This is a genomic window from Synechococcus sp. MIT S9220, from assembly GCF_014304815.1.
Classification (GTDB): domain Bacteria; phylum Cyanobacteriota; class Cyanobacteriia; order PCC-6307; family Cyanobiaceae; genus Synechococcus_C.
This window is the reverse complement of sequence record NZ_CP047958.1, coordinates 180,347-195,128: the sequence shown is the minus strand read 5'-3', so window position 1 is coordinate 195,128 and position 14,782 is coordinate 180,347. Positions and strand designations below refer to the sequence as shown.

At 46.7% G+C, this 14,782-nt stretch carries 12 protein-coding genes; 11 read left to right on the top strand and 1 reads right to left on the bottom strand.

Annotation, left to right across the window (positions count from 1 at the left end):
• Nucleotides 1–268: 268 nt before the first annotated feature.
• A complete protein-coding gene (locus tag SynMITS9220_RS00905) occupies nt 269–2,680 on the bottom strand; it encodes a UvrD-helicase domain-containing protein (RefSeq protein WP_186990102.1) in 2,412 nt (803 codons plus the stop codon).
• Nucleotides 2,681–2,721: 41 nt separating this feature from the next.
• On the opposite strand from SynMITS9220_RS00905, the gene SynMITS9220_RS00900 reads away from it, so the two are divergent.
• The 11 genes from SynMITS9220_RS00900 to SynMITS9220_RS00850 all read left to right on the top strand — a co-directional run bounded on the left by SynMITS9220_RS00900 (nt 2,722) and on the right by SynMITS9220_RS00850 (nt 14,721).
• The gene (locus SynMITS9220_RS00900) at nt 2,722–3,774 is read left to right on the top strand and encodes a glycosyltransferase (protein ID WP_255483167.1); all 1,053 of its coding nucleotides are present in this window, start codon (nt 2,722–2,724) and stop codon (nt 3,772–3,774) included.
• The gene (locus SynMITS9220_RS00895) at nt 3,771–4,973 is read left to right on the top strand and encodes a glycosyltransferase family 4 protein (RefSeq protein ID WP_186990100.1); all 1,203 of its coding nucleotides are present in this window, start codon (nt 3,771–3,773) and stop codon (nt 4,971–4,973) included. Before SynMITS9220_RS00900 ends, SynMITS9220_RS00895 begins: the two co-directional genes overlap by 4 nt.
• Nucleotides 4,973–5,923 carry a glycosyltransferase family 2 protein gene (locus SynMITS9220_RS00890; RefSeq protein ID WP_186990098.1) on the top strand — a complete coding sequence of 317 codons (951 nt, stop codon included), beginning with the start codon at nt 4,973–4,975 and terminating at the stop codon, nt 5,921–5,923. The genes SynMITS9220_RS00895 and SynMITS9220_RS00890 overlap by 1 nt, the downstream gene beginning before the upstream one ends.
• A 19-nt stretch (nt 5,924–5,942) precedes the next feature.
• Complete coding sequence (gene wzy / locus SynMITS9220_RS00885) at nt 5,943–7,460, top strand: O-antigen polysaccharide polymerase Wzy (protein WP_186990096.1); 1,518 nt, start codon at nt 5,943–5,945, stop codon at nt 7,458–7,460.
• A complete protein-coding gene (locus tag SynMITS9220_RS00880; protein ID WP_186990094.1) occupies nt 7,457–8,152 on the top strand; it encodes a bifunctional 2-polyprenyl-6-hydroxyphenol methylase/3-demethylubiquinol 3-O-methyltransferase UbiG in 696 nt (231 codons plus the stop codon). Before wzy ends, SynMITS9220_RS00880 begins: the two co-directional genes overlap by 4 nt.
• Nucleotides 8,153–8,238: 86 nt before the next feature.
• Entirely contained in the window at nt 8,239–9,204 is a 966-nt protein-coding gene (locus SynMITS9220_RS00875) for a glycosyltransferase family 1 protein (protein WP_186990092.1), read from the top strand.
• Complete coding sequence (locus SynMITS9220_RS13470) at nt 9,197–9,916, top strand: class I SAM-dependent methyltransferase (protein WP_186990090.1); 720 nt, start codon at nt 9,197–9,199, stop codon at nt 9,914–9,916. Before SynMITS9220_RS00875 ends, SynMITS9220_RS13470 begins: the two co-directional genes overlap by 8 nt.
• A gap of 165 nt (nt 9,917–10,081) precedes the next feature.
• Nucleotides 10,082–11,188, top strand: coding sequence for a hypothetical protein (locus tag SynMITS9220_RS00865; protein WP_186990088.1), 1,107 nt, complete (start codon nt 10,082–10,084; stop codon nt 11,186–11,188).
• A gap of 176 nt (nt 11,189–11,364) precedes the next feature.
• Nucleotides 11,365–12,618, top strand: a complete 1,254-nt coding sequence (locus SynMITS9220_RS00860; protein WP_186990086.1) for a hypothetical protein — start codon at nt 11,365–11,367, stop codon at nt 12,616–12,618.
• Nucleotides 12,619–12,704: 86 nt separating this feature from the next.
• On the top strand, nt 12,705–13,832 hold the full coding sequence (locus SynMITS9220_RS00855) for a glycosyltransferase (protein WP_255483166.1): 1,128 nt from the start codon (nt 12,705–12,707) through the stop codon (nt 13,830–13,832).
• A gap of 25 nt (nt 13,833–13,857) precedes the next feature.
• The gene (locus SynMITS9220_RS00850) at nt 13,858–14,721 is read left to right on the top strand and encodes a glycosyltransferase family 2 protein (protein ID WP_186990082.1); all 864 of its coding nucleotides are present in this window, start codon (nt 13,858–13,860) and stop codon (nt 14,719–14,721) included.
• Nucleotides 14,722–14,782 lie beyond the last annotated feature (61 nt).

Here is a 14,782-nt window from a genome sequence, read left to right as displayed (position 1 = left end):
TCTGCCAAGAGCTGTATAAGTAGTCTGGCTACCACCAATCCAGTGAGCCTGAGCCATGCTGGATGAGAAGTTTGTGAATCTAGAGCAGACCACAATCAATTCGGTCTGTGAGCAGCATCAAGCTCAACTGGAGCTACTGGTGGATACACAGACATGTAGATCGCTCCTGATCAGCATGCAATCCAACATCTCGAAAATTATGAGGTCTCAACCTCACGCCCCTTAGAGGAAAATCGCCAACGTGAAACCATGCTGATGCAGTACGGAATCAGCTGTCGAGGGCTTCAATCGGAGCGAGACGTGGATCAAGAATCTTGGGTCCCATGCCGGCAAATTTCACAGCGATCGACACCTTCTCGCCACTCCCGAACGTGTGAGTGATTTCGCCGATGCCAAAACTGGCGTGGTTCACCTGATCCCCAACCTCCCAGCTCTTTCCAGGAGCAGGACCAGCCTGGCGACGCCGTACCGCATTGGCTGGAGATCCAGCGGCACCGCCAGCATAGATGCGGCGACTGTCGTCTCGATCCACACGAGTGAGTCGCTCCAGCCGTTGTTCACGACGGATCGCAGCCCCGCCAGAGCGAGGAATTTCACCCTGCACCAACCCTTCCGGTAGTTCGGATAGAAAAACACTGGGCACTGCCGGTTCACGCATCCCGCCCCAGAGACGACGCTCGCTGGCATGGGATAGAAACAGTCGTTCTTTGGCACGGGTGATGCCTACATAACAGAGCCGACGCTCTTCCTCTAATGAAGCTGGATCGTCCAGCGATCGATAGCTGGGGAAAAGTCCCTGCTCCATCCCCACCAGACATACCACAGGAAACTCAAGGCCCTTGCTGCTGTGCAGGGTCATCAACGTCACCCGGTCAGCGGACGTGTCTTTGCTGTCGGCATCACTGGCAAGTGCTGCTGAGGCCAGGAAGCCCTCGAGATCACCCTCATCGTTCTCTTCCTGGTACTGAAGGCCAGCATTAACCAGCTCCTGAAGATTGCGGCGGCGTTCCTCCGCTTCATCGGTGCCCTCCATGATCAGCTCGCTCACGTAGCCGCTCTGCTCCATCACCTGCTGAATCAGTTCTGATGGCGCCTTGTTGTGAACGCACTCGCGCAGATCATTAATCAATTCACAGAACTGCAATAGCCCTTTGGCAGAGCGGCCTCCCAAGGAGCGCACCGCTTCAGGATCACTAACTACATCCCAAAGTGGGATTCCCAGCTGATTAGCCGCATCCGTGAGCCGCTGGATCGTGGTTTTACCAATGCCGCGCTTGGGAACGTTGATGACTCTCAACAGGCTGACGGTGTCAGCCGGGTTGATTATCAAGCGCAGATAGCCGAGCACATCCTTAATCTCGCGTCGGTCGTAGAAGCGCAGACCGCCCACAACCACGTAGGGGATGCGCCAACGCACCAATGATTCCTCAAGTGCCCTCGACTGAGCGTTAGTGCGATACAGGCAGGCCATATCACCCCAGCTCAGTTCGGGGTTGGCAGCTTCCATCATGCGTAGCCGATGCACCACAGCTTCGGCCTCCGCAATCTCGTCATCGCAGCGGGTCAGCGAAATCAGTTCCCCTTCGCCACGGGTGGGAAGCAACACCTTATCGATGCGCTCGCTGTTGTTGGAAATCAGGGCATTGGCCGCCTCCAAGATCGTGGAGGTAGATCGATAGTTCTCCTCCAGCTTCACCATGGTCCGCGTGGAATCGTCCGGCGCTTGGTCGCCGAAGTCGTCCTGAAAGCCCATCAGGATGGTGAAATCGGCAGCACGGAAGCTGTAAATGCTCTGGTCGGCGTCACCCACCACGAACACCGAACGCCCCGACCAGTTGTCATAAACCTGTGGATCCTTGCCATCGGTCACCAGCAGCTTGATCAGGTCGTACTGCGTGCGGTTGGTGTCTTGATATTCATCCACCAGTACGTGAGCGAAACGGCGATGCCAGTAGCTGCGCACCTGCTCGTTTTGCTGCAGCAACTGCACGGGAAGGAGCAGCAGATCATCGAAATCAAGTGCATTATTGGCGGCCAGCGCCTTGCGGTAGCGGCGGTAGACATCAGCTGCAAGCTTGCCCCGCTGCCCTTCAGAGTTGGCTTCCATCTGGTCCGGAAGCCAGCCTTGATTTTTGGCATTGCTGATCGCCCAACGCACCTTCTTGGGCTCAAAGCGCTTGGGATCGAGCTGCAGCTCCTGGGTCACGATCTCCTTGACGAGGCTCTGCGCGTCGGCTTCGTCGTAAATCGAAAACTGCTTTGTCCAGGTGAGTCCCTCATTGTCTTTAAATTTGTCGATGTCGTAGCGCAGCATGCGCGCAAACAACGCGTGAAAGGTACCGATCCAAAGCTCCTTGGTGACCTCGCGATAGATCCGCGATCGCAGCTGTCGCTGCTCGACCGGAGGCAACGTGCTCCAGGGCTGCCCGAATTGACTCTGGGCTAGGCGTTGAGCAAGGAGCAGCTCAAGCCGCTCCTTCATTTCCCGGGCTGCCTTGTTGGTAAACGTCACGGCAAGGATCTGAGACGGATCCGCTCCGTGTTCACCGATCAGATGGGCGATGCGATGGGTGAGGGCGCGAGTTTTGCCACTACCTGCTCCGGCGACCACCAAAAGGGGGCCTTCGTGATGATCCACCGCCCGCCGCTGGGCGTCGTTTAGTCCTGCAAGGAAGCTCATTGCACGAGACTATCGAGCAAACAAGCCAAACACGACAAGTTGTGGAGCAACTTCCCCTGCTCATGATCGCCGATACAAGTGTCCCTGAAGCCCTTGGAAGCAAGCTGATGAACGGCGCAACGAGCCTGGGGCTTGAACCCGGAAGAGATATTCAGGTGGCCTACACCTCACCGGCAGTTACTTACTCTCCCTCGATGCAACGACTAAGAGGGAAAGTGTTCTTTCGCCTTGCTGATCGCCGCAGCTGGGAGTGGTGGAGATTTCAGAATGAGTTACTCCGTCAAATCCGTTTCTCAAAACCAAAACTTGTCCTGGTAACAGGAGTACTCCCGTTAAAAAGCGAGATATTCCATGAGTTACATAACCAGAAAGCACATATTATCAATTACCTAACAGATGATCCCTGGAACCCCATCCATCGCCGGCGAAGCTTTCTGCGAAACCTGCCGTTGTATGACCACATCTTCAGCACAAAAAAAGCTCTCTGCAGCAGGCTGGAGATGGCTGGAACCCCCTCCACGAGTTGGCTTCCATTTGCTTACGACCCCACTCTGCATCACGCAACAGAACGGAATTTAACTTTAAATGAGCCAAATGTTTTATTCGTCGGCACGGGTGCAGCAGAAAGACTCCCATGGCTAGCAACCCTAGAAAATTTACCTGGGTTAAAGCGACGCATCCACGGAAACAATTGGAAGGGATTAAGTACTCCAGGCTGGGATAAACAACCCGCTGTAACAGGAGAGCAATACTGCAGTGCCATTCAAAATGCTGACATCGTGCTGGGTCTACTCCGTGATTCCAATCGTGATCTCTCGACTGACCGTTCCTATGAGATTGGAGCTATCGGCGGTTGTGGCTTATACCAAGATTCAAGCGAACACCGCGAACTACTTCCCAATTATCCAAATGAAGGTTTCTTTAAGACCCCAAAGCAACTACGGGAAAAGGTCCAGCATTTAATGATCCACCCAAAGTTGCGTCAACACCTGCGAAAGTTGGGATCTGAGGCATTGCGCAAACCAGAAAACACATACGCCGCACGCCTGCAAACCATGCTCAAGTGGTCTGAACAGCAAGGGGCTAGCCAATGAAGATCACCATCGTGGTAGGTGGTCGATGGCATGCCTTTGATTTGGCACAGCAACTGCACTCTCATGGTCATTTGCACCGATTGGTCACCAACTACCCCAGATGGTTTGTCACACGCTGGGGCATCCCTGCAGAAAAAGTAGTGAGCCTGCCCTTCACTTTTTGGGTCGTAAAGGCGATCTACAAGCTTGGAGGCGAAGCCCTGATGATGCGCTGCCAGTGGTTTGTGCACCAATGGTTCGCCCAACGAGCCGCTCGTCACCTGAAAGGGAGTGATCTAATTCATGGATGGTCGCAATGGAGCGAGCCAAGCCTCAAATGGGCACAACAGCAAAAGATCCCAACTGTGCTTGAGCGCTCCTCTGCCCACATACTCGAACAGAGTCAATTACTAACGGAAGAACATCAGAGATTAGGGCTGCGCTGGCCAGCAACTCATCCAAAGATAGTTGCTATGGAGCTAAGGGAATACGAGCTCTGCACTGCCATCGCAGTCCCGAGCCTTTTTGTGGAACGCAGCTTCATAACCCAGCACCAAAATCCAAACCTTTTATTTCGCAATGCCCTTGGCGTGAACCTGGCGAAGTTCAAACCTTCAGCATTACCACCAGCTGCACCCGACAAGACAGGACTAAAAGCAATCTACGCCGGGTCACTATCGGTGCGTAAAGGCATTCCGGACTTACTAACTGCGTTCCAAACCGCGAACCTTCCAAACGCCAGCCTTACCTTGTTAGGAGGACAGACCTCGGAAATCGAGGACCTTCTGAAGCGACAACCTCCGTGCGTCAGGCACCTAGGGCATCGTCCTCAAACGGAACTGGTCATGCACTACCAAGAAGCACACTGCTTTGTGATTGCCTCAATCGAAGAGGGAATGGCCATGGTCCAGATGCAAGCACTGGCCTGCGGCCTGCCACTGATCTGTACCACCAACACTGGTGGTGAAGATTTGCTCCGACTCCAGGGATCAGAAAGCGGTGGTAACCCACTTGAAATTCAGGAATTCCCTGCCGGGTTCGTCATACCCATTCGTCGACCGGATGCCATAGCTCACTGCCTGCAGCGCCTCCAAAACGAGCCGCTGCTTTGGGAGCGGAAGCGAAAAGCTGCGATTGAACTAGCGAATAGCGAGTTGAACTGGCAAGCCTATGGCCAACGCGCAATCTCGCTCTACAAAAACCTGGTGGAGCAACAATGATGCCTTCGGAGACCATCACAGTTGTTCTGCCGGTATATGGACGCCCAGCTTTACTAATGGAAGCTTTGAACAGCTTGCTACACCAGGAAAGTTCCCAGTGGCGGCTACTTATTGCGGACGATGGCTCCGATCAACAAACCCAGGCGCTTCTGAAACAGTGGAAAAAAACTCATAGGAACGTAGACATTGATTGGGTACGCCGCCCTCGGAACCTCGGTCTCTTCGCCAACTTGAACAAAGCTCTTCAGGAAATAGAGAGCGAATGGGCACTGCTGCTTTGTAGCGACGACTATTTACACCCCACAGCGATCAAAACCCTTCAAGAATGCCGACAGCGCTGGACAGAAGCTGAACTAATCCTATCCACATTTGACTCCATAAACATTGATGGCAGCCCAAGACCATCAGACAGTGCCTGGCACCACGATCAAGTCAGCCGATGCTCAGCACTGATTTCGCCTGAGCAACTGATACCAGCACTTTTAGAGCTCGGCAGTCTCAACGGCAATCTCACTGGAATGGCGTTTTCTCGCAACCTCTGGCAAGACGTGGGAAAATTCCGTGAGAATTGGAGACATGCAGCGGACTGGGAGTGGCTAGTTCGAGCCGCAGCGCACGGACCAGTAGTCCTGAACCGTATTCCAATAGCATCTGTTCGTACACATGATGCGCAGCTTTCAAACAGCAATCGCCGCTCTGGCCATGAACTCAGAGAAGTGGCTGAAGTGGTATGCCTCTTACGTTCGCATCCCTTGCTAACCGAAGAGCCGCGCCGCCATAAATGGGCAGCAGAGGTGATGCAGCATCAACTGTGGAATCTGATTAAACAGATTCCAGTCCGTGGAACTAGAGCAGTAATCGAGGGACTACCATTTATTAGGAAAGCAAGCGGATTACGTCAAACAACAATATCATTGCTTAAATCAATTCCAAGGCGTTTGCGAAAGTGAATTGTCAATCGGAGCTCATGTGCAGCTGAACGACGTAACTCAAGAAATGACCAAAAATGGACGACTTCGCGAATTGCTGGGCGGTGCCGATGTATTGCTTCACCCTGTAAAAAGTCTCTTACTGCTGCTGTTGGCCTGTATTCCAATAGTGCCTTTTGCAAGTCAGCCACTAGGAGTACCACTTGCAGCGTTAAGTACTTACTTGCTCCTCATGGCGGTGCGTCTTGAGGAATGCTGGTTAGACATAACCCCCTTAGCTCCACTAAGCATTGTCTGCTTAGGAGCTTGGTTGCGATGTGGCTTAGGAGGACTGCTGCTGGCCTTGGGGAAACCGGAGGACTACTACTACGCCATGTGGGCAAAACTTCCACAGAGCCAAACACTTTGGCTCACCCTCACAGGTCTACTTGTCGCACTCTTCAGCATCAAACAACCAAGACCACCCACAACAAATGCAATAACTAGCCGTGAGGCAAAACAACAACCACTGCTAAGCATCACAATAACTTGTGGGTTATTTGCGCTACTAAGCATTGGAATCGGAGTATTTGCTGGCACCCTAGACAGGAACCCCGAGAATTATCTCTACTGGATCAGACAGCGCTGGCAGCCAGATACATTTTTCACGGCATTTTCACGATTTCGAGATATTTTTTTCGTCTTAGCGCCGCTGGCCGTAATGAAAGCCAGAAAGATCACACAAAGCATATTAATCAGTGGAATTTATTTAATCTACATTCTTCTAGCTCTGCCACTAGGGGGTAGAGGACTTATCTTGTATCCAGTTATATACGCAGCAATAGGACTCTGGCTCACCAAGATCCCAATCAAAACCTTCAGAATTCTTTTTTCTTTGATTCTTGTAGTGGCGATCACTATCATCCCAGCCATGGCCATTTACCGGAGCGACCAAAATTTTCAGACTGCTGATCGAGGAAATTACATCGCAAAAGCATCCATAATTTCAAATGTAGCTCAGAAGCTGATCTCGGAAGCAGATATCCCATCACTATTAGGCAGCACAGGTCAATCTCTTTATGCTTGCTCAGATGCTTACCTATTCGAAGAACCAGCAACAAGCAGAGCAAGAGCTGGATTTCATCGCATGGAAGCATTACTAACAGCATGGATTCCCTCGCTACTGATCCCCAAAACTGTGCCATTGCGTGACTCACATATAATTGCCGAAGAAGCTCGTGGTCGTACTCGCCGTGAGGCAGAAAGCATGAATTACAATTCCTTCAATTGCATCTCTCTAGGAGGTGATCTTTATTGGAGAGGTGGATGGCTCTGGGTAATCATCGGTTCAACCATCGCAGCTATTTCATACCGGATGCTGAGCAGCATTTGGTACAGAAACGCAAAATGGGATTCAACATGGCAGATATTACTACTCGTCTTCCCAGCGACATTCCTATCCCTGTATCCGGCAGGTAGCGTTGGGGAAACCGCTTGGCTTTGGATGTGGGATTTACCAAAATATATTTTTGTAATATTATTGACACAACTGATTGCAAAACGATTTAAAAAAACATGACAACCACCAGAAAAAACTCAATCAAAGTCCTCCCGCATCGGTCAGATGAAAGATTAGCTGCGTTAATAGCCACAGAGATATTACCAGAGCTCTCAGAAATCAACTCAATATTAGACATCGGCTGCGGAGATGGCATTGTTGGCAAGCTAATGCCTGAAAATTGTATTTATCAAGGGATTGATCTAAGCAATGCAGCGATTTACGAACAGAACAAAGAAGATGTCAGGATTACATATAGCAATCCAAAAAATTTAGATCAGTCCATCCTAAATAGCAATAAAGCTGATGCTAGTCTAATGCTTGACGTATTAGAACATACTGCAAAATTCACGGATCTATTTGAAAAGGCTCTGAAGAGATCAAAGCGCTATTCTATCGTAAGTCTTCCAAATGAGTTGTTTTTTCTTGACAGATTAAGGCTGTTAATGGGGAAAGAGCATCCAGCTCACTCTCTTGACCTAATTGGACAACCAGAAGGATTTAAGCATCAATACTTGATCAATATAGCCAAGGCGAAAATACTACTTAGTCAAACAGCTAGAAAACACAATTTTACTTTAAAAGAAGAGTGGTTAAGGCCCTTGGTTTCAAAAAATAGATTGATCCAACCAGGCCTACTCGTATTGAAATTACTAAGCACTTCACAATTCTGGAGTATGGGCAGTATATTTGTATTCGAAAAAGTAAACTAAAACAACGCAATATGCTTAAAATATTATTCTTAACGGATGATAGAGAAGATTACTTAGCGGACTCGATTCTGCACGGATTAGTCAGCATGGGTAAGCACACAATCGTCGATTACCCAAAGAAAGAAATCTTATATAATAATGCAGTGTCAAGCTCACTAAAGAAAGAAATATATGGGCATGGATTTACACTATATGGATTGTTACCAGATAGAAAGATTGATAGAGCCCTTATATGGAAAAGATTAGAATCTGGATGGTTTGACATTGTAATTATTGCGAATATCTGGAGACAGTTTACATTGCTGTCTAAAATAACAAAATCAATAAATCATGAAAATACAAAACTAATCATTTTAGATGGTGATGATGACGCGCGAATCTACCCATTTAGCGGAAGCAAGCTTAAAGAGCATGGCTTCAAGCCTTCAGACTTCGGCGTTAATTCTTCACAGTACAAAAACTACTTTAAGCGAGAAATTGATAACAGTTTACCACAAAGCTCGATAGAGATGATCATACCTAGTCCGCTACGGATGAAGTTGAGAAAACGTCTTTCCCTTGGAAAAATGAATCCTAAAGAATGCGGTTTTTCAATTCCTAAAGAGTGGATAAGAGAGCCAAAGCCAAGTAATAAAACAAACCAGTTTCAAGCACATATAGTAGATAAAGAAGTCAGAGAGTACTTTAAATGCGGACAATCTGACTATGCATTCAAAAGTCAGAAAGAATATTATGACGACCTAGCGTTAGCTCGATTTGGAATCACTACAAAAAGGGCAGGCTGGGATTGCCTACGACACTACGAAATCGCAGCAGCTGGAACAGTTCCATGCTTTCGTGAACTAATGAAAAAACCCAGTAGATCAGCGCCACATGGACTAAATGAAAATAATTGTATTCTCTACGAGAATGTCAAGGATTTAGAGTCGCGAATAAAACAAATTAGCGATAATGAATACTATAAACTTTTGGGCGAAAGCCACGATTGGATTAAAAACAAAACAACCATAAAGAGTGCGGAGGAGATGCTCAAATCAGCAACTTATGAATAGAGCACTTAATCAAGGTGATATCTATTCATCGCCTCCCAATCGAAGCCTAATCGAACGTACAACTGGACTGAATGTACATAACTTTCTTGATGTTGGTGCTGGCACAGGCAACAACCTAAAGGAATTTCAACGGATTCACCCATACGCGTTAACAGCAGCTATAACTTGCTCACGGCAGGAGTCGTTAGAGCTCAAGAAGCTCACGCAAGAGACTTTTATTTTTGATCTTAACAATATAAACAACAAGAAAGAACGTCAAAAATCAGGGTTAGAGGATTTAAAATACGACTTAATATTACTAAGCCACGTACTAGAGCACACCCAAGATCCACTAAATGTCCTAAATGGCATATGCAATTTATTATCGCCTAACGGGAAAATTTTAATTGCACTTCCGAATATTTGCCATTGGAGGACAAGAATGCAAATTGCAAGGGGAAAATTTCAATATCAAAATGATGGTATACTTGATCGGACTCACCTCAGATTCTTCTCTTATTGGTCAGCTATAGAGCTCGTTAGTGAGTGCACCGAACTAGCGTTGCTAGATAATTGGGCTGTAGGAGGGAGTATCCTTGGCCCCATTCGCAGTGTGCTTCCAAATCGAATGTGCAAATGGTTGGACCACCAAGCAACTAATAGGCGTCCAAATTTATTCGGGTATGAAATTCATCTTTTAGCTCGCAAAAGAAATATACATAGTCGACATTAAGCGTCGTATTAAACTCAGGGGAAAGAGCTAGTTAATTAACAGATCACTACTTTCACGATTTACACAAACATGAAAAGTATATGAACAGCTGAGATGTAGAATTGACAAAAGAGTTGTGAGTACATGAAAGTTGGGTTCCACTGCGATTCCTTATCGCTGAGAGGAGTGACAGTTGCCACGCTGTCGTATGCTCGAATGTGGAGGGAAGAATTAAAGCAAGAAAGTGTAATTGTCAAAAGTGAAGGGCAAACGCCATGGATCAAAGATCAAGATGACCCCAATAGTGTAAAAACGATAGAAGATATAGAAGTACTGCGGTATAGAGATAAGGAGCAATTAGATTCATTACTCGTAAATTCAGGCATTGATGCACTTTACGTGATGACATCCGGAGTGAAAGATAAGAAATTTGCAAACATTACTCCGCAATTGTGGATTCATGCAGTATTCCCAAGCAAAATGAATGACATTCACGGCAACAAATATGCATGCATCTCAGATTGGCTCGCCAAAGAGTCTTTTAATTACAATATTCCGTTTGTACCACATATAGTTAATTTCCCGACAAAAAACCTAGTGAGTCGAAAATCTTGGCTAAAGCAATACAATATCCCACAAAATTCAATTATCATAGGAAGCATGGGAGGCACTCATACTTTCGATCTCAAACCGGCAAGAGATGGCCTAGAAAGGGCACTCCATAAAAACCCAAGCCTATTTTTTGTGGCCTTAAATCACAGAAAATTCACAAACAACAAACAATCACTATTTTTACCTGGAACTAATAATCTAGATGAGAAATCATCATTCATTAATGCATGTGATGCGATGTTGCACGGAAGAGCTCAGGGAGAAACATTTGGCTTGGCATGTGCTGAATATGCTGCAGCGAACAAACCTATCTTTGCTTGGAGACATGCCCCTGAGCGCCATCACCTGGAGAAATTCTGTCCAGAAGTACTCAATTTCTCAACAGCAAGAGAGCTAGAAAAAAAATTATTAGCTTTTGATCCTAGAGACTGGTCCACATCAGATCGTCAACAAACTTGCTTACCATATCGGCAGGAGACAATTGCTCCCATATTCCAGGAAGTCTTTGCCAAAAATATAAGTCAGGTTTGCACACCGGACTTCAGCATTCAAGACAAAGCCCTGATTTTTAAACGTCGCATACAGCGTTCATTGCGCGCCAGACTGAGCCAGAGTCAAAAATATCCGATAGATCCAACAACAGTGATTGAACCAACGAGTGGCTTCCCAATGGAGAATTAAACTCAATGCAAAGCTCAATAAAACGGACAGCATATTTGTCATTTGGAACACAAGTCTTCACGAAGGCAATTAACTTTTGCTTATCAATTACATTTATAAGATTTGCATCTCCCGAAATCATTGGATACTTTACGCTCTTAATTACTGCTGCACAAATGGTGTGCTCACTAGGAAGAATGGGCACAAACTATGCTTACTCAATACTGCTGCCGAATAGAACAAATACTGAATCAAAATCAAGACTAACAGTTACATATATAGTCTTCAGCTCACTTGTCTCACTAATAATTGCAGGAATAGTACTTTTACAAGTAGCACAAAATCCTGCGTCAGAGGCAATCCAAGATGGTGCCACCGGATTATTTGTATTGCTAGGGATAATTTATTTATATGGAGATTCTCTTTCGGAGATAATATGGAGCATTCACTTGGCAGAAGGAAAGTTTAAATCAGTATTTCTGCGTGATGTGTGGCTGTCCCTTGCAAAAGGACTCATTCCATTGATCGGAGCCCTGAGCTTTGGGGTGATAGGAGTAATAGGAGGACTATGCGTCACCTGTATAATCAATAATTTTGTTGCAATAAGTCTTTTCAAAGATATATTTAGTAACTTTGAATATCTAGAATTTTTAAAGCTGTTTTCATGGCGAGACATAATTAAACTTCTGAAGAAAGGAATTCCCTTCTTCAGTGTTCCGCTCGTCAGCAATTTAATTCTCTGGCCATTACTTATGGAAATTATAAGCAGCGAGGGGATTGAGAGATTAGACGGCCTAAGAGTTGCACAGATTTGCGCACAACTAGTGGGCATTATAGGCACCTCGTTGATCCCAATTCTTCTAATAAAATCTAGTCAAGACAAGCAATCAGGAAAAATGCTTCATCAAAAATCCTTTCAAGCATGCTGGATATTATCAATTATAATTTATTGCTTTTATGCACTCAGCGATGCACGCCTTCTGCCATTAATCTTCGGCCAAGGTCCAGCCGAGAGTGCACTTTCTATTGCTCGGATCATGGTAGCAGCTGCGGCCCTACAGGGATTAAGTCAAATACCAATGCAGCGACCATTCGCAACAAGCTCTCTTCTAAAACTTTCATTGACACAGATAGGGAGCTTAATTATTTCGGCATTTATTTCAATCACAATAATACATCCTACTTCTGGACTCGTAAGCTATGCAAGCATTGGACTTATAAGCCCTTTAATCATTGTCCTTTGTCTTCCTTACTTTTTAAGACATAAACTATTCCCTGATGACACGCCAATCATCCCCCAAATTTGCATTTCAGCCTTTCTACTCTTAACATGCTTCAGCCCCATGAATAACATAATCGAAACCGTAGGGTTAATAATTTGCATTGCAACAGCAATTGTGCTTAATCACAAATTTATCGTAAGCTTAAGGCCAAGATCTCTGCAAAGCTAATGAAATCATAGGTACTTTAAATCATGCAATTAAGAATCACACATGCAATTCCAGTATATGCACCAGCATGGCACTTCGGTGGCCCAGTGCTCAGCGTCAGCAGACTATGTGAAGGTCTAGCTGCTGAAGGGCACCAAATAAACGTGATCACAACCAACGCTGGTTTACCCGAACTACCAAAGAGTCAATTGGGAAAGCCTGTCATGTTACGTGGGGTTGAGGTGACGTACTTCCCAGTGGACCATCCCAAAGGAACGATAAAATCGAAAGCACTTGAGATTGCTCTCCCTCAGATTCTCACCAACGTTGACCTTATTCATCTCAGTGCAATCTGGCAACCAATAGGGATTACAATTCAACGCCATGCGTGGAAACAAAAGATTCCATTAATACAAAGCCTGCGTGGTGCACTTGGGCCATATTCCCGAAGGCAGAAATGGTGGAAAAAATATCCTTATTACCTCTTGCGCGAGCGTCCTTGGTTGCAAAGGACGACTGCTCTACACGTAACCACATACCAAGAAGACAACGAGCTTAATGGTCTTGGGCTTCACGCGCCACGTATGGTATTGCCCAATCCATTGGACCTGACTGAACTCCAGGTGAATGCTGAGGCTAGGATTGCGTTTAGAGCCAAACTTGGAATAAGTTTGGAGACGCCGTTGCTGCTGATCTGCGGCCGTCAGCATCACAAAAAAGGGCTCGATCTACTTCCGTCGATACTGAACAACCTAAAAGAATATTCATGGGAACTTTTATTAGTTGGCCAAGATGATGATGGCAGTGGCAAAGCACTGCTACAGAAACTAATGTCAGCAGGTCTATACAGCAGAATTCACAACATGCCGATTCAACCCTCCTCAGCATTATCTACCATTTACAACAGCTCCGATCTACTGTTACTTCCCAGCCGACATGAAAACTTCGGGAACGTAGTAATTGAAGCTCTGGCCTGCGGTTGTGCAGTAGCCATCAGTGATAAAACTGGCGTCGGTGCAGATTTGCAAAAAGACGCTCCTCCTGGATTCGGAAGAATAATGCCGCGAAATCGCGATGTTTGGTGTTCTTGGCTAGCGAATTGGCTCAGGAACCCACAGCGTGCTGGCTCACAGGTAGCAGCTTGGACTGCTCAGCGATACAGCATCGAAGCCGTGAGTAAACAAGCACTGGAGATCTACCAATCTATCCTCCAAACCTCACGCAATCAGACCTGAGTGTACTGAACTCATACTTCTATCTATGACAAATCAAAACCTACCTCACCAAACCTCAACTACGCCCTCAATTGCAGGAGTAGTATTGTGTCTCAATGAAGCTATTAACCTTCCACGCGCACTGGCCTCTCTGACTTGGTGTGATGAGAGACTAATTGTGGATTCAGGCAGCACTGACGGAAGTCAAGAAGTGGCAATCCAATCTGGCGCCATGGTGATTGAGCATTACCAGCCAGGTCGGTTCCTCATCACGGAACAACGTAACTGGGCTCTGAAATATGGAGGACTTCGAAGCGAATGGGTGTTGTTTATTGATGCGGATGAAGAAATCTCTAGTGACTGTCGACAAGCAATCCAGCATGCAATCCGACGGGAAAGTACTCCTGACGGCTTTGAACTAACACCGCGATACTGGTTCATGGGACGCTGGCTCAGACACACACAGGGATACCCCAACTGGCATCCACGACTGATTCAACGTGGAAAGCTGAACTTTGAAGGCGGAGTCTGGGAAAGTTTTGCAGCTGGAGGCAAAGTGGGTCGCATCACCACTCCCTACGAGCATTACGCCTTCAGCAAAGGCATAGATGACTGGCTAGATCGGCACATTCGCTATGCAAGCTGGGAGGCGGAACAGATTATTACCTACCTGCAGACTCGTGATAAAGAAGCCATTGGAACCAAGCGGGGACTGCAGCTGAGAATCCTTAGCTCACGAGTTTGGCCAATAAGACCACTACTGCGATTCCTACAAAAATATGTGGTTCAGGGTGGCTTTCGCGAAGGATGGCAGGGTCTACTATTCGCGTTAATGATGGCAATGTATGACCTAATTACCGTCGTTAAAGTAATCGAAAAGAAACGCCAGATCGCTGGCAAAGCCTTGTGATTCTGAATAAAAGACGAGTACTACTAGTCAGCGAACATTTCCAGCCCAGTACTGGGGCCAC

What these genes read in the sequence shown, in the direction of transcription:
- SynMITS9220_RS00905 (WP_186990102.1), bottom strand. Translation starts at nt 2,680, where the DNA reads ATGAGCTTCCTTGCAGGACTAAACGACGCCCAGCGGCGGGCGGTGGAT.
- SynMITS9220_RS00895 (WP_186990100.1), top strand. Translation starts at nt 3,771, where the DNA reads ATGAAGATCACCATCGTGGTAGGTGGTCGATGGCATGCCTTTGATTTG.
- SynMITS9220_RS00890 (WP_186990098.1), top strand. Translation starts at nt 4,973, where the DNA reads ATGCCTTCGGAGACCATCACAGTTGTTCTGCCGGTATATGGACGCCCA.
- SynMITS9220_RS00880 (WP_186990094.1), top strand. Translation starts at nt 7,457, where the DNA reads ATGACAACCACCAGAAAAAACTCAATCAAAGTCCTCCCGCATCGGTCA.
- SynMITS9220_RS00875 (WP_186990092.1), top strand. Translation starts at nt 8,239, where the DNA reads ATGGGTAAGCACACAATCGTCGATTACCCAAAGAAAGAAATCTTATAT.
- SynMITS9220_RS13470 (WP_186990090.1), top strand. Translation starts at nt 9,197, where the DNA reads ATGAATAGAGCACTTAATCAAGGTGATATCTATTCATCGCCTCCCAAT.
- SynMITS9220_RS00860 (WP_186990086.1), top strand. Translation starts at nt 11,365, where the DNA reads ATGGGCACAAACTATGCTTACTCAATACTGCTGCCGAATAGAACAAAT.
- SynMITS9220_RS00850 (WP_186990082.1), top strand. Translation starts at nt 13,858, where the DNA reads ATGACAAATCAAAACCTACCTCACCAAACCTCAACTACGCCCTCAATT.